The organism is Bariatricus sp. HCP28S3_A4, assembly GCF_052066395.1.
GTDB lineage: Bacteria > Bacillota > Clostridia > Lachnospirales > Lachnospiraceae > Allocoprococcus.
This window is the reverse complement of the sequence record NZ_JBQHSE010000003.1, coordinates 1-24534: the sequence shown is the minus strand read 5'-3', so window position 1 is coordinate 24534 and position 24534 is coordinate 1. Positions and strand designations below refer to the sequence as shown.

The following is a 24534-nucleotide window of genomic DNA, read 5'->3' as shown; positions in this document are numbered from 1 at the left end:
CGTATGATAATTAAAAGACTGGAAAATGAGGAAATACTGGAAGGACTGCATCTGGTATGGGATGTGTTTGCTGCTGATATTGCACCGACGTATTCGAGGGAAGGTGTAGAAGAATTTCAGAAATTTATTAAATATGAGAATTTTATGCCGAAGGTGCAGAGCGGACAACTGATTGTGTTCGGAGCAATGGAAGGACAGGAGCTCTGCGGAGTCGGTGCTGTGCAGACTGACGGGCACATTGCGCTTCTGTTTGTCGGGAAGAACTGGCAGAGACGGGGAATCGGAAGGCTGCTCTTTGTTGCCCTGCAGCAGTTCTGTATTGTGGCATTTGGAATAACGAAGATGACGGTTCATGCGGCGCCTCAGGCCGAAGGATTTTACAGGCGGCTTGGATTCCATGAAGTGGCTCCGGAGCAGGTGAAAAACCAAGTCCGTTACGTTCCGATGGAAAGAGCGATGAGTGCGGAAGAAATCCGGCTTCAGAAAAAAGCAAAACGCAGAGGAAAATTCCTGATGCTGGCTATCCTGGCTCTTGTGGTACTTCTGGGAATAGGTGTCGGAACGACAGCGTATAGAGTATTTACGATGGTTCAGGATGGAATTATGGATGGCGGAGGAATGAAAAATCCATTCCTAAGCGATGGGGGGCAAACGGATCAAACGGAGAAAGAGACGAAAAAAGAGACCGGGGAAGGAATTGATGGAATCGAATGTTACCAGGCGGAGAACCTGCCCTACACGATTACGGAGGAGTCTTATTCTTATGAATCCTCGAAAAGTGAGGGAAGCATCACATCCCAGTTTGATGTGAAGTATCCGCAGATCCAGGGGCTGGAAGGAGAACAGATTGCGAAGGTCAATGAGGAACTGAAAAACTGTGCGATGAGTACGGTCAATGCGCTGTATCTTAAGGCCAGCGATGATATGAAAGCGGCGGTGATGAAAGAAGACTCTCCGATCCTCGCAAGTAAGGTGACTTATCGTGTGACATACGCGGGAGAAGATTTTATCAGCGTAGTCTTCTCGGATGATTATTATGCAGGAAACAAAAATGCAAGATATCAGGATCTAAGAACGAGAAACATCCGCCTGTCAGACGGAAAAATCTATGAAACGAGTGAAATCATCAATGTAGATACGGAATTTATAAAAGAATGGAAGAAACGGATGAAAGAAGAAGCACCGAATTCGATCGTAGTAGATGCGCTGAAGACGTCACAGTATCGGAAAATCCTGAGCGGAGAGATCCTTGATAACCGTTATTATGACAATTTCTTCGTAGACAAGGACGGTATTGAAATCGGTATGACCTATCATTATCGGGATGATGAACAGCAGAAGGAAGAGCGTGGCTGGATCACCGCACCATTTACAATGGAGGAGATAAAAGCCTACAAAACAGACAGTGATTTTTGGAATCTTTGTACAAACTAATGATTGACGAATGTCGAAAATTATGCGAAAATAAAGACATATATGGGGTGTTAAAAATATGTCAAACACACTATAGGAAGAAATCATTTACATTTGAAAGGAGTTTTAACATGATTTATTCACATGAAGTAGAAATGATGTGTCCGGTAGCTCAGGGTGCAAATCACGGACCGGCTCCGATTCCGGAAGAAGCGAAATGGGTTAAAGCAAAAGAAGTAAAGGATATTTCTGGTCTGACACACGGAATTGGCTGGTGTGCACCGCAGCAGGGAGCATGCAAACTAACTTTGAATGTTAAAGATGGTATTATCCAGGAAGCACTGGTTGAGACGATCGGATGTTCAGGAATGACTCATTCCGCAGCTATGGCATCTGAAATTCTTCCGGGCAAGACAATTCTGGAAGCACTGAATACAGACCTTGTATGTGATGCTATCAATACAGCAATGAGAGAGTTATTCTTACAGATCGTTTACGGAAGAACTCAGAGTGCATTCTCTGAAGACGGACTTCCGATCGGCGCAGGTCTGGAAGACCTTGGTAAAGGACTTCGTTCTCAGGTTGGTACAATGTATGGAACACTTGCAAAAGGTCCTCGTTATCTTGAAATGGCAGAAGGATATGTTACAGGTATCGCACTGGACGAGCATGATGAGATCATCGGTTACAAATTCGTAAGCCTTGGCAAATTCACAGATTTCATCAAAGGCGGAGACGAACCAAACGTAGCATGGGAGAAAGCTCAGGGACAGTATGGTCGTGTAGCTGACGCTGTTAAGATCATCGACCCACGTAAAGCTTAATCATTAGTGTCGCCTTAAGAATTGGTGCCGCTTGTACATATCAGGTAACTTAAAATAAATCAGGAGGACAAGTAAATGGCTTTATTTGAATCATATGAAAGAAGAATTGATAAAATCAATGAAGTATTAAACAGCTATGGCATTGCTTCTTTGGAAGAAGCAGAAAAGATTACAAAGGATGCCGGACTTGATGTTTATAATCAGGTTAAGGCTATTCAGCCGATCTGTTTTGAAAATGCATGCTGGGCATATATCACAGGTGCAGCAATCGCAATTAAGAAAAATGTTGACACAGCAGCAGAAGCTGCAGCAGCAATCGGTGAAGGCCTTCAGGCTTTCTGCATCCCGGGTTCTGTAGCAGACCAGAGAAAAGTAGGTCTTGGACACGGTAACCTTGGAAAGATGCTTCTGGAAGAAGATACAGACTGCTTCGCATTCCTTGCTGGTCATGAATCATTCGCAGCAGCTGAAGGCGCAATCGGTATCGCTGAAAAAGCAAACAAAGTTCGTAAAAAACCGCTTCGTGTTATCCTGAACGGTCTCGGAAAAGACGCTGCAAAGATCATTTCCAGAATTAACGGATTCACATACGTTCAGACAGAATACGATTATTATACAGGAGAACTGAAAGAAGTTCAGAGAATCGCTTACTCTGACGGACTTCGTTCTAAAGTAAACTGCTACGGAGCAAACGATGTACGTGAAGGTGTTGCAATCATGCACAAAGAAGGCGTAGACGTTTCTATCACAGGTAACTCTACAAACCCGACACGTTTCCAGCATCCGGTTGCAGGTACATACAAGAAAGAATGTATCGAACAGGGCAAGAAATACTTCTCAGTTGCTTCAGGCGGCGGTACAGGACGTACCCTTCACCCGGACAACATGGCAGCAGGACCGGCTTCCTATGGTATGACGGATACACTCGGACGTATGCACTCTGACGCACAGTTCGCAGGATCTTCTTCCGTACCGGCTCATGTAGAAATGATGGGACTTATCGGTGCGGGAAATAACCCGATGGTTGGTATGACGGTAGCAGTTGCAGTTTCTATCGAAGAAGCTAAGAAGGAAGGGCGTTTTTAAGCGGTTTTAGCACAATTTCATAAAATATAATATTAGACACGTCATAAGAACAAAAAGCTCTGTGACGTGTCTATTTTTTTTCACCTTAAAATATAGGCTCACGTCATATGACGTGTTCAATCTGTAGAATGGAGGTGAATATCATGAAAAAACAAATGGTAGAGTTTGCAGTAGTGACTAAAAATGGTGTCGTTACTCAGATAGGGCGTTCAGTAATTTATCAGCCTGAGATTAAATTTAAAGGCGGTACTGTAAAATGGGTAGATGATTCTAAGCATATGAAGAAGCATCAATAGGAGGGTTATGTATATATAACACGGTAGAAACGGTCAGAATATACAGTTCTAATTCTGGCTACTAACATATTTATTGATGTTGGCGCGTCAATAGATAGAAGTAATAAATAGTAACATACATACATACAAATCTGAGGACTAAGATATGACACGTAGATTGACTATGCATATAGAAAACAAAATGACTCTTGCAGATGGCATTGCAGAGTTCATGTTGAATTGTGAAGCTAGAAACCTTCGTCCAGGCACTATCAGACATTATAGTGACAGTGTGAAACAGATATACAAATATGTTCCTCCTGACACTCTTTTAGAAAATATCTGTGAAGATACATGGGACGCATACAAAATAGCCTTACACAAGAAAGCAAACTTAAACGGAGTCTCTATCTATACATATGGTAGAGACTTCAAAACTATTTTGAGATTTTTCATGAAACAAAAATGGATTCCGAATATGGAGCTTAGTTTACCAAAAGCAGACAAATCACCCACAGAAACATATACAAATGAAGAGTTGATGAAACTGTTAAAAAAACCCAATATCAACAAGTGCAGTTTCACAGAATACAAATGTTGGGTTATGGTAAACTTTTTGCTCTCTACGGGAGTAAGACAGAACAGCATAATAAATATAAGGATTTGTGACCTTGACTTTGACAATGATGTTGTGCATGTAAATGTAACGAAAAATCGTAAACCACTCATCATACCATTAAACAAGGATATAAAGAAAATTTTGCAGGAATATCTAAAATACAGACAATCAGAGGATAATGAAGATTATTTATTTTGTAATGAGTATGGCGATAAACTAGTTAAGAGTACAATATACCACTCCATGTATGAATACAATAAGAAACGTGGTGTAGAACGAACTGGCATACACCGATTTAGACATACATTTGCCAAACAGTTCATATTAATGGGAGGTAATGTAGTAACTCTTCAAAAAATATTAGGGCATAGCAGTTTGGAGATCACACAGAACTATCTTAACTTATTAACTACAGATGTCTCAAAAGATATTGAAGAGTTTAACATATTGCGTAAATTCAAATTCGAGTCCATTAAAATGAAAAAGAAGTAATTGAAATATATCTGGCAAACTGTATAATTAAGGTAAGAAATAAATTCACATGGAGGTAAGCTTATGGCAACAAGGACACGCAAATCCAGTAAAGAAGCATTGGAGGACAAAATCTTAAAAGCGAAGGAAGATGTACAGAATTACAAGGAAAAATATGAAGCTGCCTGCGCTACATTAAAAGAGTTAGAAACTAAAAGAGATGAACAGCGCAAAGAAGAATTGATATCATTAATTAAAAGCAGTAACAAGTCATATGAAGAGATATTAGCATTTTTAAACGAATGATCTCATCTAAGGGAGTATTAATTTACTCCCTTTTATATCGTAAACAATTTGGAGAAGAATATTAGTGTAAATAAAACCAAAGTTATTCAGTGTATTGATTGTGGCGAGTGGTTTGAGGTTGATATTTCAAGTAAACGCATACGTTGTGACGAATGTTTTAAACTAGAACGTAAAGAACACAATAGAAAAATGTATCAAAATCGAAAAATTCAACCAAGTTGAGCTGTTAAAAAATAGTCCATTATTTATGGATTAAAATAAAAACTTAAAAATAAAATAACCCATTTATAATGGACTAAGTTTTGTGTCAATAAGAGAAACAAACATATCGCACAAATGACTAAGTATAGGAAGAATTATTTTTAGACTTCTCATATTATAAATCAATAGAAACCTAATTTTTCTTAGTTAGCGACAATTCTCAAAACCCTTGATTTTACTGGCATATAAGCATATATTTTAAAAATATTACGTTTTCTTTGAATGGTATATAGGAAAGGTAGAATTATCCTAATATAAAAAATTCAACTGTTATTTACGGATTAAAATAAAAACTTAAAAATAAAATAATTCGTAAATAACGCATTAAGTTTTGTGTCTATATAGGAAACAAAAATAAAATTCCACTTATCCTAAACAAAAAAATAGTCCACAATTCGTGGGCTACGATTTTCAAAAATTAACCAAATAACCCATTCGTAGCGGTCGAAAGTTTTTCAAGCTACTATGGAGAAGTACCTTTACAAAAAATAAGGTTAATTCGCAAATTTAATATCTATTAGATTACTCATATGAAAGCCAATTTAAAGTTACATAGGAGAGGGTTTGCATTATTTTTTAATAATTCGGCGTTTTAGGCTTTATAAAGACCTAATCTTTAGGAACAAATTAATTCTACATAGGAGAGGGTAGTTTTGTGGACACAATAAAAATTATGTTAGCTTTCTGAACCCCTTGTAAATACAGTGTTTTCAAGGTCTACAAGGAATATTGAGATTTTCCTAATATGATAGAGAGTAATGTCTAGTTTTAGAAATCATCATGGAATAAAAGCTAAAACTATTGATTTCCTTATGATTTACAAGGATAAAGTGGCATTTTATTCCCTTTATATATACAGTAATGAGTAAAAAAGAAATATGTTATAAAAGCCAAATGGTTACTAGACATTTTAAAAACCTTGATTTTTCTAGTATTTTCAAGGGTTACAGAATACCCATCCCGTTTTTCTTATTATGTATAGATATATACAGATAAAACGTCATAAAATAGAAAATCCCACTTTTCCCTTGTATTTAATGTATTTATAAGCATTTTTTGCTTCGTATATATCAGATATGGAAAGAAAAGAAAATCAAAGTGTGAAGTTTCTTAAAAACGCTAAAACCATTGATTTTACTAAGTTTCAAGGTGGTACGCCCGTTTTTCTTATTATGTATAGATATATAGAAATAAAACGTGTAGCGAAATAGAAATCACATGTACCACCGAGCAAAAACCTTGATTTTCCTATATTTTATAAGGTCAAAGTGGCATTTTATTCCCTTTATATATACAGTAATGAGTAAAAAAGAAATATGTTATAAAAGCCAAATGGTTACTAGACATTTTAAAAACCTTGATTTTTCTAGTATTTTCAAGGGTTACAGAATACCCATCCCGTTTTTCTTATTATGTATAGATATATACAGATAAAACGTCATAAAATAGAAAATCCCACTTTTCCCTTGTATTTAATGTATTTATAAGCATTTTTTGCTTCGTATATATCAGATATGGAAAGAAAAGAAAATCAAAGTGTGAAGTTTCTTAAAAACGCTAAAACCATTGATTTTACTAAGTTTCAAGGTGGTACGCCCGTTTTTCTTATTATGTATAGATATATAGAAATAAAACGTGTAGCGAAATAGAAATCACATGTACCACCGAGCAAAAACCTTGATTTTCCTATATTTTATAAGGTCAAAGTGGCATTTTATGCTTCGTATATATCAGATATGGAAAGAAATAACATATGTTTGATTTAGAAAAATGATTAAGACATTTTTAAATCATTGATTTTCCTATGATTTATAAGGGTAAAATAGCATTTTATGCTTCGTATATATACAGTAATGGAAAGAGAAGAAAAATCGAAAAAATTTTTTTTAGAAAATAGCGGAAAGCATTGATTTTACTAGGTTTCAAGGCTTTGTTACTATTTTTCTTATTATGTATAGATATATACAGATAGAAACGTCACGAAATAGAAAATCTTAGTTTTCCTTGATTTTACGCCATTTATAAGCATTTTATTACCTTTATATATACAGTAATGGAAAGATAAGAAAACAAAGCTTAGTTTATTATCCATGTAATAGAATCATCTACTACATAGATAATAGACTAAACGTCTATTAACATAATCCTCATTTTTTCATTATTTTAAAAGACATATATAGGAAAACAAGGGGGTTCGAGTCCCCCGTCCTCCTCCAAATGAAAGAATGATTAGACAAGACACAGAAAGGATATATTATGAATAAAGAAGCAATTACAATCTTTACTGCTAGTAAAGCAAGAGAATTGTTAAAAGATGGAAGATTTACTATCATTGATATTAAACCAGATAAAAATGATCCAGATAGAAAAAGAAGTTTATTCGTATTTAAGAATACAGAAGGTCTGGAAGATAAATTGAAATAGAATATTTTCATCTCATTGTTTATTTCTCTCTAAGAAGGAGTGTCTACTAACTAAGTAGGTGCTCCTTTTTTGATGAAAAGAATTAAGCAGGAAGAGAATATTAATAGGAAGAAAATATTTGTTTAAAGAATACATATTGATTTCTCTTGTTGGGACAAGCCCACCAAGAGACTTATAACATTTGACATATTAATTACATATTGAAGAACATGTATCAATTATATCCATATTCCAAAAGTTAACATTTAAAAAATACATATTAATTAATAACTTTATTATTATGTGTGTTTTAATTGTACACTTTTGGAAAGTAAGTTAAAAGTTATAAATTTGCATCTTTTGAGCCTTAGCGAAAAAGTGCAAAAATAAATATGTATCTCTTAAAATTCAAAAAGGTTATTACTCCATTAGGAGAATAAATAAATAACAAACAAAAAATACATAAGTAAAGGAGTTAGAACAATGAACAATAGTAATTACACACAAAGAGGAAAGAAGTACATTTATTCAGTTAAAAGAGCTAATGAGCTTATTCAACTAGGTTATCGCTGTATTGAAACTGGATTTACAGCAAAAAGTCAGAAATTCTTTTGGGTATTCAAATATGAAGATATTGATGATTACTACGCAAACAAAAAAGAAGATTAACTGAAAGGATAGAACTAATAATGATAGAACTAAACAAAGAATATACAATAAAAAATGCTTGTGAAGCACTTGAATGGAAATATGCAAAAGGTAATACACATATAGCAATTGTCAAAGAACTGGAATCATGCTTTGAGTATTATCATCCAGAGAATAAGAAAACACATAAACCAAAGAAGTCATACATATTCACAAAGATGTTAAGAGAACCAGTTGAACCTAGTAGAGCTAATAATAAAGGTGGGAATAACAATAAGAATATCACTCCAATGATTAAGCTCTTAAAGGCTATACTTGTTGATTCTGATTTAGACGAATATTATTCTTTTTCTGATTGGTACAGTGACAAACTTGATTTAATTGACAACTTTACTGGCAATATCATTTATAAGGATATGGATGAGATTGAAGCTTTCTGCGCTGATTATGGTATAAGGAATGCAGAATTGTTTAAAGATTATATCTCTTCTGCGAAGTCAATCCTTAAAAGAATATTCCTTAAATCATTAGAGCGTATAGAAAAAGACCATGAATGTATTTATAACTGTGGCTATAAGTTTATTTATGAACTTGGCAAAAAAAGACCTGGATTTATTTCTCTTAATGAATTAAATGATAAGATAAAAGAGGTGGAAACTGATATTTGTAATAAAATGAATGATAAATATCGGTTAAGTAATAAGATGAAGGGCAGACAGTTATTAATGATTATCTATGGCAATCGTGATTATAAGATTGAATTTGATAATCGCAAAATAGACACGCTTATGAATGATAAAGATTCTATTAATACAATCAATGCTATTATTGAAGATACATATGGTTATACATGTTCTGGAATTAGTGATGCAAATCCACTTATCAATTATTTCCCAGTTGTAATGATTAATGATATTGATTTTGATAAAGGTAATGTTAGTGTTCTTGCAACAGAAGTCACTAATATTATTCGTGCTAAAGCGAAGAAAGAAATATTTAATAAACATATCAAGCTGAAAGATAAAAACGGTAATGTTTATGATAGGGTTTATAAATATACAGATTTATCAGATAAGAATGATATCAAGAAAATTGAGAAACTACTATTTAAGTATTTAGACAGTAATTCATCTGTAGAAGAATTAAACATTGATTTTGATATTAATGCAGATACAAGTGAAATTGATGATATTATGTCAGATTCTTACGAAGACGTTTGGGGAGATGTAATTGATTTAGAGAATGATTTTTCTATTGATGAAATATTGGATATGCCTATTATAGGTGAATTTAAATCTGTACCTTGTAAAGGGTGTCGGTAACTGACAGGGTTACACAGATTTTGTGTAAGGTGGTTAAGGGTATGTTAAACTTCAACACACCTTGATTAAGTTAGGGTGTACTGTAAAACGGCGTGTACCTTTATCGACTAGCCCCATTTTGGGTATCCCCATTGAGGACAGCGAAAAATTTCCTAGTCATAAACCATTTGGAACTGACAACGAAATCGTGGTGAGTTAAATAAAAGATATATTTAATAAGCAGTTCTTCGAACTACTTATTATTTATATATAATTACAACAAGTAGAATAAATGGGACATTTGCGCAGATGTTCCTTAGTTGATGTAATGCGCATACATTGACAGATTAAAAACTGATCACTTTTAATCGTATTGTTCTATTGTTGTTAGTAACTTATTAATTATGATTCATTAAAGTATAAAACACCATTAATTATTTTTAAGTAACTAGTAAACACAAGATAAAATACCATTAATTATATTATATTTTTTAATTTTATAATAGTTGAATCAATTCAACTATTAACAACTTTACAATTCAATGACGCAAGTATAATTCAATTTATTTTATTTTAAACCTATTTAATTACAATTTAATATGAAATAGCAAAAACAAATTTGCAAAAACAAAACATATTTTGATAATTGGTTGATTTTTTTAATTTAAAACATATTTTTTTAGAAGTTTGGTAATTAGTTAATGCTAGGGGAGATATATTGTCTCCCCTTCTAAAAAGTAAATACATAGAAAGTGAGGAAATTAATGATGAGAAAATTATACGAATGCGAAAGTAAATTTGAGAGAGAAAAGCAAAGAGATTTAATGCTTGATGAGATATTGGAAAAGATTTGTAGAGTAGAGAAGATAATTGAAAATATGTCGGAAGCTATTCGACAAAATCTTGAAAATGAAAACAATAGAATTGATATAGATAATGATACAGATAAGGGGGATGATTAAATATGAGATTAACTCCTAAGATGAAAGAATGTGCAGAGATTTTTGTTAATAATCCAGAGTTAACTTGCAGAGAGGTAGGAGCTATGTTAGGAGTGCATGAGTCTACTATTTCAAGATGGGTAAAACGCGAAGATTATAAGGAATATGAGCATTCTTTGTGTCATGAAAGATTTCTCAGTTTAGAGAAGTTGGCTATTGCAAAATTGAAAGAAAATGCCAAAAAGTGTAACCAGAAAGCAATTGAATATTTATTGGACTATTGTGGTTATAAAGCTACAGATAAATTAGAAGTTAAAGATACAACTATTAATGTTGGTATAGAAGAATAGGTGAATAAATGGCAGAGATAAACTTAAAACTCAAAAAGAATTTATTTGTGCCTAAGTTCTATCCTCTGCTGTTTGATTATTCCCACAGATGGGAAGTGTATATGGGTAGTGCGGGTAGTGCTAAAAGCTATTTCATTACTCAAAAACTTATTTTAAGATGTTTAAATGAAAAGATAAAGATTCTAGTATGCAGGAGAACAGCTTCTACAATCAGGAATACTTGTTTTTCATTGTTTAAAGATGTGATTTCGAAGTGGAAACTTACAGAATTTGTAAAGGTAAGAGAAAGTGATTTTAATATTAAGTTCCCTAATGGTAGCGAGATTATCTTTATGGGACTTGACGAAGAGACTAAGCTGTTATCACTAAATGCAATAGGAACAATCTTCATTGAAGAAGCGTATGAAGTTCCTAAACCTATTGTGGAACAGCTTAATTTGCGCTTGAGGGGAAATACAGCTAATAAACAAATGATAATAGCATTTAACCCGATCTCAAAGAATCACTGGCTATATGATTTCTGTGAAGTAAATCCACCAGAATCATTTATATATGTACATTCTACATATAAAGACAATCCTTTTCTTGATGATGAGTATGTACATGAATTAGAAGAATTATATGTAAGGAATCCTGCAAAGGCACGTGTGTTCTGTGATGGCATCTGGGGCATTGATGCGGAAGGTTTAGTTATACAGAACTGGAAGGAAGAAATATTTGATCCTATGGAATTATCATCACAAGGACTAGAGCATAGAGTAGGAATGGACTTAGGATGGATTGACAAAAGTGCAATCATTGAAACGCTTTATGACAGACAGAATAAGACGATTTATGTATTTAATGAGTTTTATAAAAGTGGATGTCAGTTATCAGAATTGGCAGATGCAATTAGGAACATGAACCTACAGAAAAGCAAAATCTATGTTGATGCAGCTGAACCTAGAAGCATTCAATATTTTAAGAATGAAGGTATCAACGCGGTAGGTTGTGCGAAAGGTAAAGACAGTGTAAAAGCAGGACTAATGTTTTTACAAGATAATCTGATTATAGTTCATCCAAGGTGTATTCACTTTATTGCAGAATTGGAGAATTTTTCTTACATAAAAAGCAAACAAACCGGAGAATGGACAGAAAACACAACACACGAATGGAGTCATGCTATAGACGCTTGTCGGTATGGCTATAGTGATATTTATACGAATAAGAAATTAAGAACGCTTGATAAATCATTATTGGGCTTATAGGAGGAAATATGTTTAAGATTTTAGATGATAATAAAGTATTTTATCAGTGGGACAAAAATAGAAAATTAATTATAGAAGATGAGAATATTAAGGAAGTGCATTTTTGCAACCGTACAGATGATATTGCGTTGATGTGCGAAGTGTATGAGAAAGATGGATTGAGATTAGTTGATGTTCCAAATACGCTATTAACAGAATCATGGGATATTAAGGTATATGCATCAGATGGTGATAATACACGTTACTATGACACCATTAAAATTATTGAACGTAAGAAACCGTCTGATTATGTGTATGAAGAGACAGAAGTATTGACATACAGAAAGCTTGAAAAGAGACTTATTGAGATTGAAACAGCAGGCTTTAAAAAAGATGTAGAAGAGTATTTTGAGTCACACCCAGTAGCAGTTAGCGTCAATGGACAAACTGGCGAAGTTGTACTTAATGCAGATGATGTAGAAGCAATCTCTATTGATAATAAAGCTTCATATGACGATGCTGTAAATAAAGCTCATACACATGCAAATAAAAGCGCATTGGACAAGGTCACAGAAGCTAAGATTTCAAGTTGGGATAATAAAAGCGAGTTTAACGGTGATTATAATTCTCTTACAAATAAACCAGATTTATTACAGTTAGATAACACATTAACTTCCAGTACAAAGGCAGCTAATGCAAAAACTGTAGGAGATAAGATTAAGACGATTGAAACAAACGTAAACAATAAAGCTAATCTTACTGGATATACAGCTAATCAGAACGTTGTAACAGACGCAAGCGGTAATTTAGTAACAAAGAGTGCGCTCCCATATGTAGATGATGATGGAGTACTTTGTTTCTGGTAGGAGGTGCTTAATGATTTATTTAGATGGAGATACAGAGCTTACAACAGATGTATTGCAGAAGATTATCAATAGATTTGTTATGAATGTACAGCCTAAATTGCAAAGATGGGAAAACTATTACAATGGCAAACATGATATCTTAAACAAATCATATTCTGATACTACCAAGGCATGCAATCATATTGTAACGAATTATTGTAAAATTATTGCAGATACATACAAAGGATATATTGTAGGAAAGCCAGTTTCTTATACAAGCAATCAGAATATTGATGATGTTCAGAGTGTCATTAACTATAATGATTCAAATAGTGAAGATATCAATATCTGTGAAGATGCGCTTGTTTATGGTGTAGCTTATGAATTGTTCTGGATTGATGAATATGCACAAATAAGATATTCGCGCGTTAATCCACTTAATTCATTTGCGATCTATGATAACTCTCTTGATTCGAAGCTATTATATTTTGTCAGATGGTACAAAGCTGATAGTTTCGATGATTCAGACTTAGTGTATATTACAGTATATGATAAAAGTACGGCAAAGGTATTTAAGGCTCATGGCATTAATGGAGCATTAGAGTTTGTAGAAGAAAGATTACATCATTTTGGTGATGTTCCTGTGAGCGTGTTTTACCTTAGTAATACAGAAGAGAATATCTTCAATTGTATTATGAGTTTAAATGACGCTTATAACGAATTACAGAGTTCAGAGATTGATGATTTTTCAGCCTGGGTTGATGCTTATTTAATTTTAACTGGTACAGATGCAGATACAGAAGATATTGCAAGAATGAAAGAGAATCGTGTTCTCGTTCTTCCAGAGGGTGCAAATGCTGAATGGCTGACAAAGAATGCGACTGACACACAGATTGTAAATATGCTTGATAATATAAAGAAGAATATCTTTAAAGTAACAGCTTGTCCAGACATGGCAGATGAAACATTCTTGGCACAATCTGGCACAGCATTAGCATATAAGCTAGTTGGATTTGAAAATGTAGCATCTAGCATTGTAGCTAGGTTCACAAATGCAATACAGCGAAGAATAGAGCTTATCTGTAATGTTCTCAATCTTAAAGCAAGTGACGCTGTATGGCGTGATATTAATATAAACTTTGTAAGGAATCTTCCAATTAATCTTACGGAAGTTATTCAGATGGTCAATTCATTAAAAGGAATTGTTTCAGATGCAACATTACTCTCACAAATCCCATTTGTTAAAGACGTAGAATCAGAGTTAGAAGCGGTACAGAAGCAAAAAGAAGAAAATATCGCTATGTATGATTTTGGTTCTACGGAGGATGTGATGGAAGATGAGTAATAATTACTGGGCAGAACGTCAAGTAAAGACGCAAAGAGCAATTACGAACAAAACAGAGAAAGAGATCAATAAACAGCTAACCAAGTATTATAAAACAGCTATGGTAAATGTAGTAGGTGAATTTGAGTCCACTTATAATAAGTTAATGGCTACAATAGCAGAAGGGAAAGAACCTACTCCTGCTGATTTGTACAAGCTAGACAAATACTGGCAGATGCAAAGCCAGTTAAAAAAAGAAGCCCAGAAGCTAGGAGATAAAGAGATAGCATTACTTAGTAAGGAATTTGAAAAGGAATGGATAAATGTATATGAGTCTATTTCACTTCCTTCTGGTGCTACATTTAACACTATCTCTACTTCTGGTGCGAGAGTGATGATTAATGATGTTTGGTTAGCTGATGGAAAGACGTTCTCTGACAGGGTGTGGAAGAATGTCAATCATTTAGTAGAGACATTAAATGACAATATGATTAATTGTGTAATAAATGGTAAAAAGACTACGCAATTAAGAGACTTACTAATGCACAGATTTAAGGTTTCCAGAAGTCAAGCTAATGCATTGGTAAGAACTGAATTAGCACATATAGAGACAGAAGCAGCAAGACAGAGATATGAAGATTATGGACTATCACAGTATGAGTTTTTAGCTGATACAGATGAGAGGACATGTAAACATCATTCTGCCAGTTGTGCTTCTTTAGATGGAAAAAGGTTTTACTTTAGCGAGATGCAAGCAGGTGTAAACGCTGTGCCGATGCACCCAAATTGAAGATGTGTGATTATTCCAGTTGTGGAATAAAAATATAAACAATTGTCTTAAAGGGACTAGACATTAAACAAGTAACTAATTGATTAATAGGGTGATTATATGATTAATCAAACTAAGGAGGTAAAAACATGGAAGATATTAAAGACACTAGTGTAATTACAGACGAACAAGAAATTGAGCAGGAAGAAGTTAAAACATATACGCAGGATGAAGTTTTAGCACTTCTCCAAAAAGAGTCAGATCGTAGAGTACAGCAAGCTCTAAAGACTCAACAGAAGAAATATGAAAAGCAGTTAAGTCTATCTAAATTAGATGGTGACGAAAGAGCAAAAGCTGAAAAAGACAACCGAATTGCAGAGTTGGAAGAACAGTTAGCACAGTTCCAGATTGAAAGAAATAGAAGTGAACTTAAATCAGTTCTATCATCAAGAGGACTTAGTGCAGAGTTTGCAGATATTATTGCAATTAATGATGATATCGAGACGTCACAAGCTAACATTGATAAACTCGATAAATTATTTAAATCTGCCGTTAAAGCAGAAGTTGAAAAGAGATTAGCAGGCACAACGCCGAAAGGTAAAGATATAATGCCTTCTGGTGAGCTTACAAAAGAAGATGCTAAGAAGATGAGCTTAGCACAGATCAGTGAGCTTATGGAGAAAAACCCAGAAGCATATAATAAATTTTTTAATTAATTAGGGAGGTATTAAATTATGGCAAATACGGTATACGCAAATAAAGTTTTAGAAGCAAAAGCAAAGGACTTACTTACAACGAGTGTAAATACAAGGAACCTTATGACAGTAGACAATTCACTTGCACAGAACGTAGGTATGACAAAGACGATTAATGTTTATACATACACTGGTGAAGCGGAAGAGCTTGCGGCTGGTGTAGGTAACACAGCAAGTAAAAGAGGTTCTATCGCTTACAAAGGAACTGACTATACCGTTAAAATGGTACAGCAGGCATTTGATTATCTTGATGAAGATTTTATGAAGGACAACACTATTGTTGATAACATGCTCAAAGGTGCTAATCAGGTTATGGTTAATAAAATGACCTCTGATTTCATTACAGAAGCTAAGAAAGCCACTCTAGGAGTAACATTTGCTACAGCAATCGGATATGATGTAATTGTTGATGCAATTTCTGCTCTTAATGTAGAGAATGAGTCTGGCATCTTTATTGTAATTCCTAATGCATGGAAAGCAGCACTTAGAAAAGATGCAGATTACAAGAGTGCTAGAATGGGAGAAGTTATCTACAATGGTCAAGTAGGAACTATCTGTGGTATTCCAGTTATTGCTACAAAAGCTCTTACTACAGAAGCATTTGTAATGACTAAAGAAGCAATCAAACTCTTTATGAAGAAAGATGTCGAAGTTGAGCAGGACAGAGATGCTGACAAGAGAAAGAATAGTGTATATCTTAGAACAGCTTATATTGTGGCTATGGTAGACGCTACAAAGATTTGTAAGGTATCTAAATCTGCATAGTATAATGTATTGTAAAGGGGTGTCCGAAATGGGCATCCCTAATTATGTATTATGAAATAGAGTATTGATAAAGGGCAAGGAGATGGAATTATGTTAGAAGAATTACTTGATTTATTAGGTGATAGCGCAGATAACTACACGAATGCTCAAATCTCTCTTTGCTTGAAGATGGCTATTGCAGAAATCGAAGGTTATTGCGGAAGAGAACTTGACGAAGAATTAGAGATGATTGCTTATCGAATTGCAATTATTAAACTTAATAGACTTAATACAGAAGGATTGTCATCTCAATCTTATAGCGGAGTAAGCGAAAGTTATGTGAATGGATATCCCAATGATATTATGGCAGTTCTCAAACGCAAGAGAAAGATAAAGGTTATTTAATATGATAAATGCAGATATGAGAAAGTATGATTATTTCACTTATAGAGATTTAGACTCATACGGACAGCCAAAGCTATCGGAAAAGCAAGGTCAGATTAAAATGAATATCAATATTACTTCACAGAGCATTCAAGATAATATTAATTATTCAAATTGTAGTTATATTGGATTGACGCAAGATTCAGTTGATGATAATTATGTTATCCAATATAATGACGAAAGATTAAAGGTCGTTTATGTCAATCCCAAAGGCAGATATAAACAAGTGTTCATGGAAAGGATGTAACTGTTATGTCTGTTGAGATTGAAGGGATGGATAAAATATTAGCTGATTTGGAAAAATTAGCAAATGCAGAAGGTATAGAAAACGCAGTTGAAAAGTCATGCGCTCTTGTAGAAGCATCTGCAAAAAGGAAAGCACCAAAAGGCACGGGAGCATTAAGACGTAGCATTGAAAGCAAAGTTGAAAATAAAGGTACAGAAATTGAAGGAACAATTTTTACTCCTTTAGAATACGCTCCATACATTGAATTTGGTACTGGTCTATTTGCTGAGAAAGGCGGTAGAAAAGATGTTCCATGGAAGTATAAAGATGATAACGGAGAATGGCATACAACAAGTGGACAGAAACCACAGCCTTATTTGCGTCCTGCATTAAAGGAGAATAAAAAGAAGATTATTAATATGGTAAAGGGGGCATTATTAAATGATTAATTATCACGCGGATTTAGTAAATGCTCTCAAAGGAGTGTTACCCACTTACTATGAAATGTCACTACATAGTGGTATTGCTACACCTTGCATCAGCTATATAGAATTTGACAATATAGATGACGAAAAAGGAAATACAATAGGCTATAGTAGAATCATTTATCAAGTAAAAGTATGGGGAAACGATATTGGAGCAATTCAAAAATATGCAGTACAAGTTGATAAAGTATTGCGTGAATTAGGATTTACAAGAACCAGTGCAAACGAATTGCATGATCCAGAGTCTGCAATGATTCAGAAAGTTATGTTATATGAGGCACTGGTATTAGAAGAATATAATAAGGAGGAATAAAAGATGGCAGTTATTTCAAAAGGAATTGCACTTTTTAAAGACGAAGTTGAACTGACAAATTTACAAGAGATTCCAGATTTAGGCGGTGATACAGAAGCTATTGAGATTACTTGTCTTAAAGACGGTGCTCATAAATATACAGATGGAATTAAAAACTATGGTGATAGTTTAGCCTTTAAATTTTTATATGAGAAGACACAGTTTACTACACTTAATAGTGTAGATGGCTCTGAGAACTGGAAAGTATCTCTTCCAGATGGTTCTAATTGTTCTTTCACAGGGACATGCTCAGTTAAACTTGACGGTGTAGGTGTAAACAGCGCACTTACTTATACGTTATCAATTAAACCAGATTCTGAAATGATTTGGTCATAAACCCATATGGGAGTAGAGGGAGAGTATAATCTCCTTTTCTCTCCCTTTACTATAATTAAAATAAAAGGAGATAAATAAAAATGATGTACGTTGATTTTGAAGCAGGAAATAAAACATATAAATTAAGATTAAACACAAGGAATATTGTTGCACTTGAAAAACAGTTAGGGACAAATCCTTTATTGGTGTTTGGCATCAATGGAGATAAATTCCCAACAGTGACAGAAATGGTAAATATATTATATTGTTCATTAATTCAATACAATCATGGTATTACGATAAATGATGCTTTTGACATTTTCGATGATTATTTAGCTGATGGACACAGCGCAACAGACTTTATCCAAGTTATTGTAGATATCTTCAAGGTATCTGGGTTAATGGATAATGACAAGGAAAACAATTCTGAAAAAAACTAATTGAAGGAGATTCTATACAAGAGTCTCCTTTTTTATTTTCAGATTGTATATATAGATGGTTGGATAATGCTCTTGACTATGGAATATCAGAACATGATTTCTGGGATATGACTTTAGCTGAATTGGGACGTTTAATTGAAAGTAAAAAGAGAGTCCAAAAAGAACAAGCAAAGGAAAGAGCTTCTTATGATTATATTCTTGCGGATTTAATCGGTTGGAGCATTGCAAGGATTTATGACTCTAATAATACAATACCAGATATAAGTGAAGTATATCCAGCTCTATTTGATTCTAAGGAAATAGAAGAGAAGAAGAGACAGCAAAAGATGAAATTATCTGAACTAAGATTCAAACAATTTGCGCAGTCCTTCAACCAAAGATTTAAAGGAGGTGCAAATAAGAATGAATGAAGAACTGAAAATTAAAATATCAGTTGAATTAGATAAACTGAAAAAAGGCGTAGATGAAGCTAAGAAGAAAGTAAAAGAAGTAGGGGACGAAACAACTAAATCTTCTAGCAAAATAAAGGACGCTCTAAAAGGTATTGGTACGGCAGTAGCGGCGGCATTTACTGTTAAAGCTATTGCAAGCTTTACAAAAGAAATTGTAAACGCTTCGGCATCAGTGGCGGCTGAACAATCTGCATTTAGTCAGATTATGGGAGATTATTCAGATCAAGCTACTGAGAAATTAAGGAAGGTGTCAGACGAAACTGGGATAACGGAAACACGTCTTACATCTTCTATGACTTCTATGACAGCTAAATGGAAAGGTTTAGGACTTGGGGTGGAAGATGCTACGACAAATGCTACTAGAGGTCTTACATTAGCGGCTGATGCTTCTGCATTCTGGGATATGTCATTAGATGAGTCTGTTGGACATCTAAACAGTTTTATCAACGGATCATATGAAGGTGGCGAAGCGATTGGATTGTTTGCTAATGATACTCAGATGGCAATGTTTGCCGTACAGAGCGGATTGATCGGAAGTACAAAAGAATGGGCTAATCTGGATGAAGCTACAAAACAAGCAACAAGACTTGAATATGCTGAAAACATGATGGCGCAATCTGGTGCAGTAGGACAAGCCAAAAGAGAAGCGGGCGAGTATGCAAATGTACAAGCTAATCTGAACGAAAAGTGGAGACAGTTTAAAGCTCAGATTGGTGAACCAGTATTACAGAATGTGGTTATTCCTGCGATGGAACTGTTGTCAAGTGCAGTAGATAAAGCAAGCCAAGGTTACGAATCATTAAAGATATTTGTAGCTGATGCTAATGCAAAGATACAAGAAGCTGTTGCGTGGGCAAATCAACACCAGACAGCATTAACAATGGTAGGAATTGCTGTAGCAACAGTTACAACAGCTTTAATTGCTTATAACGTAGCTCAGGCGATTGCCAGTGCAGGAGGATTGGCAAACGTAGCATCATTAGCAGCTAATGCAGTAGGCTATTACGCTTTAACAGCAGCGGAAGTAGTAGCCACAACCGCTAGTACTGCGTTTGGTGCTGTCATGGCATTTATTACAAGTCCGATTACTCTGGTAGTAGTGGCGATTGGTGCATTAATAGCTATCATTGTACTATGTGTTAAGCATTGGGACACGATTAGTAAAGTAGCAAAAGATACGTGGAATAAGATTACAAACTTTACTTCTGATGCAGTAAGTAAGGTTACTGGTAAATTCGAAGAGATGAAAACAAAGGCAACAGATAAAGTAAGCTCTATGAAAGAATCAGTAGTTAATAAATATAATGACATCAAATTTGGAATTACAGACAAAATAAATGGAGCTAAACAAGCTGTCTCTGATGGATTTAATAACATGAAATCAAGTGCGATTGAAAAAGCTTCTGGAATGGTGTCTAATGTCAAATCCAAGTTTTCAGAAATCAAATCTGGAATTACTGGGGAGATAAATGGAGCAAGGAATGCTGTCAAATCTGCTATTGATAGGATGAGAAGCTTCTTTAATTTTTCCTGGAGCTTACCTAAAATCAAAATGCCCCATATTGGTATTAGTGGCAAGTTTTCATTAAACCCACCTAGTGCGCCTAGATTCTCTATTTCATGGAATAAATTAGGCGGTATCTTTGATAAACCTACACTATTTAATTATGGTGGAAGTTTGCAAGGAATAGGCGAAGATGGTGCAGAAGCAGTTGTCCCACTAGAGAAGAACACAAAATGGTTAGATAAAATTGCAGAAAGATTATATGCAAAGCAAGGTAATACTCCTATTGTTTTACAAGTTGATGGAAAGACTTTTGCACAGATCAGTGTAGATAGTATTAATTCACTTACAAAACAAACTGGACATTTACCACTTAAATTAGCGTAAAGGAGGTAGAACATGGCATATTTTAAAATTGGTGATGTTGATTATTCTTCATGTGTGAATGAGTTAAAAGTCAATGATTCTGCAAATTACAATGCACAAACTAATGCGGCAGGAGATACAGTAGTTGATTATATCAATAATAAAAGAGAAATTGAAGTTGGTATTATCCCATTAAATGATGAAGATATGTATACATTACTTAATTCAATCAGCTTTAATGTCTCTATCTCTTTTCGTAACCCAAAAACAAAGGCACTGGAAGAAAACATTAATTGTATTCTTCCAGAATCAAAAATAGAGTATTATACAATACAATCAAATAAAGTAATGTATAATGCGCTGACATTGACGTTTATTGAACTATAGGGGGAATAATATGATTAGTGCAGATAAGAAATATACTGATTCTATTAATTCCTCCGTTAGGAATATAAAGAGTTTAACTATTATGTATGGTGAAGGTTCTAATACATATGGAACAGTATTTCGGAAAGATTTAAAAAGCTATGATATTCAAAGAGTGGGCGAAGGTAAATTCTTTGGTTTTGGTGTATGTCAAAGAGCAAATATTAAATTGATTGATATTAATAATTCAAAAACCGTTACTACATCCAATTATTTTAAAATTGGTTTTGATGTAAATGGTTCAACATATCCTTATCCAAATTTTTATGTATCAGAAGTTCACAGAGATGAAATAACTGGTGAACTATCAATAACAGCATATGATTTGATATACAAAGCTTCCAAACATACTGTAAGTGAATTAAGCATAACAAGCTACACAATTAAAGAGTTTGCAGAAGCGTGTGCAACACTAATAGGAGCAAAGGGCGTAGACATCGTTAATGTCAGTGACAATTCATTTAATATATCTTATGCAGATGGTGCTAATTTTGACGGTACAGAAACGATTAGAGAAGCATTAGACGCTGTAGCAGAAGCGACCCAGACGATTTATTACGTTAATAAAGGCAATAAAATTGTATTTAAGAGATTGGATAAAGATGGGAAAGCTGTACTTGATATTGATAAGAATAAATATTTTGAATTGGACAGTAAAACAAATAGAAGATTATCAACTATTACACATGCGACAGAATTAGGTGATAATGTTTCCGCTTCTATGACAGAAACTGGCTCTACTCAATATGTAAGAGATAATCCATTTTGGGAATTAAGGGAAGATATTGGTGATTTAGTTAATAATGCTCTTACTGCTGTAGGTGGGTTGACAATAAATCAGTTTGAATGCGAATGGAGAGGAAACTATTTGCTTGAAATAGGCGATAAAATTTCCTTAACTAAACATAATAATGATACTGTCTACTCTTATGTATTAGATGATACATTGGAATATAATGGCTCATTATCAGAAAGTACAAGATTTAGCTATGATGATAATGAGGATGAAACGGAAGATAATCCTACTTCATTAGGAGAAGCATTAAAACAGACTTATGCAAAAGTCGATAAAGCAAATAGAGAGATTACATTAGTAGCAAGTAAAACAGAAGATAATACAGACCGTATTAGTGCACTTGAAATTAATACGGAAAGTATATCAGCATCAGTAAGTAAGGTCGAGACAAATGTATCGGAATCAATAGATGGCATTAATGGTGATATAGAGAAATTAACCGAAAAAGTAGAAGCCACAATGACATCTGATGAAGTTAAATTAGAGATAAAATCAGAGCTTGATAATGGAGTAACAAAAGTTGAGACGAACACTGGTTTTACTTTTAACGATAATGGTTTAACTGTTGAAAAAGCCAACAGTGAAATGAGAACACAGATAACAGAGGACGGTATGACAGTGTATAAAAATGACGAAGCAGTATTAACAGCAAATAATATTGGTGTTGATGCATTAAATCTACATGCTACTACTTATTTGATTGTTGGCACTAATTCACGTTTTGAAGATTATGCAGATACCAGAACCGGCTGCTTCTGGATAGGAAATTAGGAAGGGGGGAGAAATAGACATGGCTTTACAAACTAAAACAATTACATGTAATGGTTCAAATGGGCATCATGCATTTACATTAACAGTAACCGAAAATAGTACAAGTACAAGTAATAATACTTCTTCCGTTTCCTTTAATTTCAAACTGTCATCAGTAAAAACTGGGTATGATTGGAACTATAGCAATAATGTGCCAGTAACATACTCTATCAACTTTAACGGCACAACTTATAGTGGGAATATTATGAGTTATAACGGCAGTTCAACCGTAACACTTAAAAGCGGTTCAGCTACTATTCCACATAATTCTGATGGTACAAAATCAATCAGTTATAGTTTTAGCGTATCAAGCATAAGTGCATCTTATTTGCCTGGTTCTGCTAGTAAAAGTGGAAGTATGACGCTAACAGCTATTCCAAGGCAAGCCACAATTACATCTGCTCCTAACTTTAATGATGAGGAAAATCCAACTATATCATACAATAATGGTGCAGGAAATACAGTTACATCTTTGCAGGCTTGTATCTCATTGGACGGTTCAAAAGATGATATTGCTTATAGAGATATCAGTAAGACATCTTCATCATATACATTTAATCTTACAGATGCAGAAAGAAACGTATTAAGAAATGCTTGTACTACATCTAATAGCAGAAATGTTATATTCTTTGTGCAAACTGTATTAAATGGGCAAACATATAGGAGTACGCTTACAAAGACACTTAATATTGTAAATGCTACACCTACAATAGAGGCTACAGCAAAAGACACGAACAGTACAAGTTTAGAACTTACTGGAAGTGAAAACAAGATCATTAAGGGATACAATACAATTGCAGTAAATATGACCGCAACAGCCCTTAAAGGTGCTACAATATCCAGTTATAAGATTACAAACGGAAGTAATACGATTAATTCATCTAGTGGTGAATTTAACAATGTAGAAAGTGAGTCTTTCGATTTTACCGTAACAGATAGCAGAGGTAATACATTTAAGAAGACACTAGTTAAAACATTAGTTGATTATATCAGACCTACAGCGAACGTTAAGGCAGATATATCACCAGATGGAATTATTACTGGGACAATAAGCGGTAATTTCTTTAATGGCTCATTTGGAAGTAAGAGTAATACACTGTCAGTACAATATAATTATAAGACAGTTGATGGCTCTTATGGATCATGGAAGAGTGCAACAGCTACGAAAAGCGGAAATACATATACGGCAGACTTTACAATATCTGGATTAGACTATCGGAACAAATATGTTGTTAGAGCTATGGTATGAAGTGCTATACTAACGTTGTAACAGTAGTGGCTAATAAGATATAATCAATCTATCAAAGAAAGAAGGAATTATTATGCCACAAACTTACACTCCAGAATTTAGAAGAAA

Annotated in this window: 29 protein-coding genes; all 29 read left to right on the top strand. The window is 34.2% G+C overall.

Annotated features, from left to right (window positions below; translation table 11 throughout):
• The first annotated feature begins 3 nt into the window (after positions 1-3).
• A complete protein-coding gene (locus ACTNBF_RS02095) occupies positions 4-1434 on the top strand; it encodes a GNAT family N-acetyltransferase (protein WP_427807181.1) in 1431 nt (476 codons plus the stop codon).
• Positions 1435-1544: 110 nt separating this feature from the next.
• Positions 1545-2237: an iron-sulfur cluster assembly scaffold protein gene (locus ACTNBF_RS02090; protein ID WP_427807182.1), complete on the top strand. Its 693-nt coding sequence runs from the start codon at positions 1545-1547 to the stop codon at positions 2235-2237.
• A gap of 75 nt (positions 2238-2312) precedes the next feature.
• Positions 2313-3323, top strand: a complete 1011-nt coding sequence (locus ACTNBF_RS02085; protein ID WP_427819854.1) for a GGGtGRT protein — start codon at positions 2313-2315, stop codon at positions 3321-3323.
• A 143-nt stretch (positions 3324-3466) separates the two neighbouring features.
• Positions 3467-3619: a hypothetical protein gene (locus ACTNBF_RS02080; protein ID WP_441088694.1), complete on the top strand. Its 153-nt coding sequence runs from the start codon at positions 3467-3469 to the stop codon at positions 3617-3619.
• 145 nt (positions 3620-3764) lie between these two features.
• A complete protein-coding gene (locus tag ACTNBF_RS02075; RefSeq protein ID WP_441088693.1) occupies positions 3765-4709 on the top strand; it encodes a tyrosine-type recombinase/integrase in 945 nt (314 codons plus the stop codon).
• Between the two features lie 63 nt (positions 4710-4772).
• Positions 4773-4994, top strand: a complete 222-nt coding sequence (locus ACTNBF_RS02070; protein ID WP_441088692.1) for a hypothetical protein — start codon at positions 4773-4775, stop codon at positions 4992-4994.
• 1337 nt (positions 4995-6331) lie between these two features.
• A complete protein-coding gene (locus ACTNBF_RS02065; RefSeq protein ID WP_441088691.1) occupies positions 6332-6466 on the top strand; it encodes a hypothetical protein in 135 nt (44 codons plus the stop codon).
• A gap of 303 nt (positions 6467-6769) precedes the next feature.
• Positions 6770-6904 carry a hypothetical protein gene (locus ACTNBF_RS02060; RefSeq protein WP_441088691.1) on the top strand — a complete coding sequence of 45 codons (135 nt, stop codon included), beginning with the start codon at positions 6770-6772 and terminating at the stop codon, positions 6902-6904.
• A gap of 607 nt (positions 6905-7511) precedes the next feature.
• Positions 7512-7679, top strand: a complete 168-nt coding sequence (locus ACTNBF_RS02055) for a hypothetical protein (protein ID WP_441088690.1) — start codon at positions 7512-7514, stop codon at positions 7677-7679.
• A 462-nt stretch (positions 7680-8141) separates the two neighbouring features.
• Positions 8142-8327 carry a hypothetical protein gene (locus tag ACTNBF_RS02050; RefSeq protein WP_441088689.1) on the top strand — a complete coding sequence of 62 codons (186 nt, stop codon included), beginning with the start codon at positions 8142-8144 and terminating at the stop codon, positions 8325-8327.
• A gap of 20 nt (positions 8328-8347) precedes the next feature.
• The gene (locus ACTNBF_RS02045; RefSeq protein ID WP_441088688.1) at positions 8348-9628 is read left to right on the top strand and encodes a hypothetical protein; all 1281 of its coding nucleotides are present in this window, start codon (positions 8348-8350) and stop codon (positions 9626-9628) included.
• A gap of 743 nt (positions 9629-10371) precedes the next feature.
• Positions 10372-10569, top strand: a complete 198-nt coding sequence (locus ACTNBF_RS02040) for a hypothetical protein (RefSeq protein WP_441088687.1) — start codon at positions 10372-10374, stop codon at positions 10567-10569.
• Between the two features lie 2 nt (positions 10570-10571).
• Complete coding sequence (locus ACTNBF_RS02035) at positions 10572-10898, top strand: phBC6A51 family helix-turn-helix protein (RefSeq protein ID WP_441088686.1); 327 nt, start codon at positions 10572-10574, stop codon at positions 10896-10898.
• Positions 10899-10906: 8 nt separating this feature from the next.
• The gene (locus ACTNBF_RS02030; RefSeq protein ID WP_441088685.1) at positions 10907-12145 is read left to right on the top strand and encodes a PBSX family phage terminase large subunit; all 1239 of its coding nucleotides are present in this window, start codon (positions 10907-10909) and stop codon (positions 12143-12145) included.
• An 8-nt stretch (positions 12146-12153) separates the two neighbouring features.
• The gene (locus tag ACTNBF_RS02025) at positions 12154-12990 is read left to right on the top strand and encodes a hypothetical protein (RefSeq protein WP_441088684.1); all 837 of its coding nucleotides are present in this window, start codon (positions 12154-12156) and stop codon (positions 12988-12990) included.
• A gap of 10 nt (positions 12991-13000) precedes the next feature.
• Positions 13001-14314 (top strand): phage portal protein, encoded by a 1314-nt coding sequence (locus tag ACTNBF_RS02020; protein ID WP_441088683.1) that lies wholly within the window; start codon positions 13001-13003, stop codon positions 14312-14314.
• Entirely contained in the window at positions 14307-15083 is a 777-nt protein-coding gene (locus ACTNBF_RS02015; RefSeq protein ID WP_441088682.1) for a minor capsid protein, read from the top strand. Before ACTNBF_RS02020 ends, ACTNBF_RS02015 begins: the two co-directional genes overlap by 8 nt.
• A gap of 128 nt (positions 15084-15211) precedes the next feature.
• A complete protein-coding gene (locus tag ACTNBF_RS02010) occupies positions 15212-15778 on the top strand; it encodes a DUF4355 domain-containing protein (protein WP_441088681.1) in 567 nt (188 codons plus the stop codon).
• Positions 15779-15796: 18 nt separating this feature from the next.
• Positions 15797-16582, top strand: coding sequence for a phage major capsid family protein (locus ACTNBF_RS02005; RefSeq protein ID WP_441088680.1), 786 nt, complete (start codon positions 15797-15799; stop codon positions 16580-16582).
• 90 nt (positions 16583-16672) lie between these two features.
• Positions 16673-16966, top strand: a complete 294-nt coding sequence (locus ACTNBF_RS02000; RefSeq protein WP_441088679.1) for a phage head-tail connector protein — start codon at positions 16673-16675, stop codon at positions 16964-16966.
• Between the two features lie 291 nt (positions 16967-17257).
• Positions 17258-17680: an HK97-gp10 family putative phage morphogenesis protein gene (locus ACTNBF_RS01995; protein WP_441088678.1), complete on the top strand. Its 423-nt coding sequence runs from the start codon at positions 17258-17260 to the stop codon at positions 17678-17680.
• The gene (locus ACTNBF_RS01990) at positions 17673-18029 is read left to right on the top strand and encodes a hypothetical protein (protein WP_441088677.1); all 357 of its coding nucleotides are present in this window, start codon (positions 17673-17675) and stop codon (positions 18027-18029) included. Before ACTNBF_RS01995 ends, ACTNBF_RS01990 begins: the two co-directional genes overlap by 8 nt.
• A 3-nt stretch (positions 18030-18032) precedes the next feature.
• Complete coding sequence (locus tag ACTNBF_RS01985) at positions 18033-18404, top strand: phage tail tube protein (RefSeq protein WP_441088676.1); 372 nt, start codon at positions 18033-18035, stop codon at positions 18402-18404.
• Between the two features lie 80 nt (positions 18405-18484).
• Positions 18485-18823 carry a DUF6096 family protein gene (locus tag ACTNBF_RS01980; protein WP_441088675.1) on the top strand — a complete coding sequence of 113 codons (339 nt, stop codon included), beginning with the start codon at positions 18485-18487 and terminating at the stop codon, positions 18821-18823.
• A gap of 59 nt (positions 18824-18882) precedes the next feature.
• A complete protein-coding gene (locus ACTNBF_RS01975) occupies positions 18883-19233 on the top strand; it encodes a hypothetical protein (protein ID WP_441088674.1) in 351 nt (116 codons plus the stop codon).
• Positions 19226-21166, top strand: coding sequence for a hypothetical protein (locus ACTNBF_RS01970; RefSeq protein WP_441088673.1), 1941 nt, complete (start codon positions 19226-19228; stop codon positions 21164-21166). The genes ACTNBF_RS01975 and ACTNBF_RS01970 overlap by 8 nt, the downstream gene beginning before the upstream one ends.
• A gap of 12 nt (positions 21167-21178) precedes the next feature.
• The gene (locus tag ACTNBF_RS01965) at positions 21179-21532 is read left to right on the top strand and encodes a hypothetical protein (protein WP_441088672.1); all 354 of its coding nucleotides are present in this window, start codon (positions 21179-21181) and stop codon (positions 21530-21532) included.
• A 10-nt stretch (positions 21533-21542) separates the two neighbouring features.
• On the top strand, positions 21543-23138 hold the full coding sequence (locus ACTNBF_RS01960) for a hypothetical protein (protein WP_441088671.1): 1596 nt from the start codon (positions 21543-21545) through the stop codon (positions 23136-23138).
• 19 nt (positions 23139-23157) lie between these two features.
• The gene (locus ACTNBF_RS01955; protein ID WP_441088670.1) at positions 23158-24426 is read left to right on the top strand and encodes a DUF859 family phage minor structural protein; all 1269 of its coding nucleotides are present in this window, start codon (positions 23158-23160) and stop codon (positions 24424-24426) included.
• The last annotated feature ends 108 nt before the right edge of the window (positions 24427-24534 follow it).

Excerpts from the sequence above, each read along its gene's own strand:
- ACTNBF_RS02095 (WP_427807181.1), top strand. The coding sequence starts at position 4 with ATGATAATTAAAAGACTGGAAAATGAGGAAATACTGGAAGGACTGCAT.
- ACTNBF_RS02080 (WP_441088694.1), top strand. The coding sequence starts at position 3,467 with ATGAAAAAACAAATGGTAGAGTTTGCAGTAGTGACTAAAAATGGTGTC.
- ACTNBF_RS02060 (WP_441088691.1), top strand. The coding sequence starts at position 6,770 with ATGGAAAGAAAAGAAAATCAAAGTGTGAAGTTTCTTAAAAACGCTAAA.
- ACTNBF_RS01955 (WP_441088670.1), top strand. The coding sequence starts at position 23,158 with ATGGCTTTACAAACTAAAACAATTACATGTAATGGTTCAAATGGGCAT.
- ACTNBF_RS02020 (WP_441088683.1), top strand. The coding sequence starts at position 13,001 with ATGATTTATTTAGATGGAGATACAGAGCTTACAACAGATGTATTGCAG.
- ACTNBF_RS02035 (WP_441088686.1), top strand. The coding sequence starts at position 10,572 with ATGAGATTAACTCCTAAGATGAAAGAATGTGCAGAGATTTTTGTTAAT.
- ACTNBF_RS02055 (WP_441088690.1), top strand. The coding sequence starts at position 7,512 with ATGAATAAAGAAGCAATTACAATCTTTACTGCTAGTAAAGCAAGAGAA.
- ACTNBF_RS02000 (WP_441088679.1), top strand. The coding sequence starts at position 16,673 with ATGTTAGAAGAATTACTTGATTTATTAGGTGATAGCGCAGATAACTAC.
- ACTNBF_RS02015 (WP_441088682.1), top strand. The coding sequence starts at position 14,307 with ATGAGTAATAATTACTGGGCAGAACGTCAAGTAAAGACGCAAAGAGCA.
- ACTNBF_RS02085 (WP_427819854.1), top strand. The coding sequence starts at position 2,313 with ATGGCTTTATTTGAATCATATGAAAGAAGAATTGATAAAATCAATGAA.
- ACTNBF_RS02070 (WP_441088692.1), top strand. The coding sequence starts at position 4,773 with ATGGCAACAAGGACACGCAAATCCAGTAAAGAAGCATTGGAGGACAAA.
- ACTNBF_RS02005 (WP_441088680.1), top strand. The coding sequence starts at position 15,797 with ATGGCAAATACGGTATACGCAAATAAAGTTTTAGAAGCAAAAGCAAAG.
- ACTNBF_RS02075 (WP_441088693.1), top strand. The coding sequence starts at position 3,765 with ATGACACGTAGATTGACTATGCATATAGAAAACAAAATGACTCTTGCA.
- ACTNBF_RS01990 (WP_441088677.1), top strand. The coding sequence starts at position 17,673 with ATGATTAATTATCACGCGGATTTAGTAAATGCTCTCAAAGGAGTGTTA.
- ACTNBF_RS02025 (WP_441088684.1), top strand. The coding sequence starts at position 12,154 with ATGTTTAAGATTTTAGATGATAATAAAGTATTTTATCAGTGGGACAAA.
- ACTNBF_RS01970 (WP_441088673.1), top strand. The coding sequence starts at position 19,226 with ATGAATGAAGAACTGAAAATTAAAATATCAGTTGAATTAGATAAACTG.
- ACTNBF_RS01995 (WP_441088678.1), top strand. The coding sequence starts at position 17,258 with ATGTCTGTTGAGATTGAAGGGATGGATAAAATATTAGCTGATTTGGAA.
- ACTNBF_RS02030 (WP_441088685.1), top strand. The coding sequence starts at position 10,907 with ATGGCAGAGATAAACTTAAAACTCAAAAAGAATTTATTTGTGCCTAAG.
- ACTNBF_RS01960 (WP_441088671.1), top strand. The coding sequence starts at position 21,543 with ATGATTAGTGCAGATAAGAAATATACTGATTCTATTAATTCCTCCGTT.
- ACTNBF_RS02050 (WP_441088689.1), top strand. The coding sequence starts at position 8,142 with ATGAACAATAGTAATTACACACAAAGAGGAAAGAAGTACATTTATTCA.
- ACTNBF_RS02065 (WP_441088691.1), top strand. The coding sequence starts at position 6,332 with ATGGAAAGAAAAGAAAATCAAAGTGTGAAGTTTCTTAAAAACGCTAAA.
- ACTNBF_RS02040 (WP_441088687.1), top strand. The coding sequence starts at position 10,372 with ATGATGAGAAAATTATACGAATGCGAAAGTAAATTTGAGAGAGAAAAG.
- ACTNBF_RS02010 (WP_441088681.1), top strand. The coding sequence starts at position 15,212 with ATGGAAGATATTAAAGACACTAGTGTAATTACAGACGAACAAGAAATT.
- ACTNBF_RS01980 (WP_441088675.1), top strand. The coding sequence starts at position 18,485 with ATGATGTACGTTGATTTTGAAGCAGGAAATAAAACATATAAATTAAGA.
- ACTNBF_RS01965 (WP_441088672.1), top strand. The coding sequence starts at position 21,179 with ATGGCATATTTTAAAATTGGTGATGTTGATTATTCTTCATGTGTGAAT.
- ACTNBF_RS02090 (WP_427807182.1), top strand. The coding sequence starts at position 1,545 with ATGATTTATTCACATGAAGTAGAAATGATGTGTCCGGTAGCTCAGGGT.
- ACTNBF_RS01985 (WP_441088676.1), top strand. The coding sequence starts at position 18,033 with ATGGCAGTTATTTCAAAAGGAATTGCACTTTTTAAAGACGAAGTTGAA.
- ACTNBF_RS02045 (WP_441088688.1), top strand. The coding sequence starts at position 8,348 with ATGATAGAACTAAACAAAGAATATACAATAAAAAATGCTTGTGAAGCA.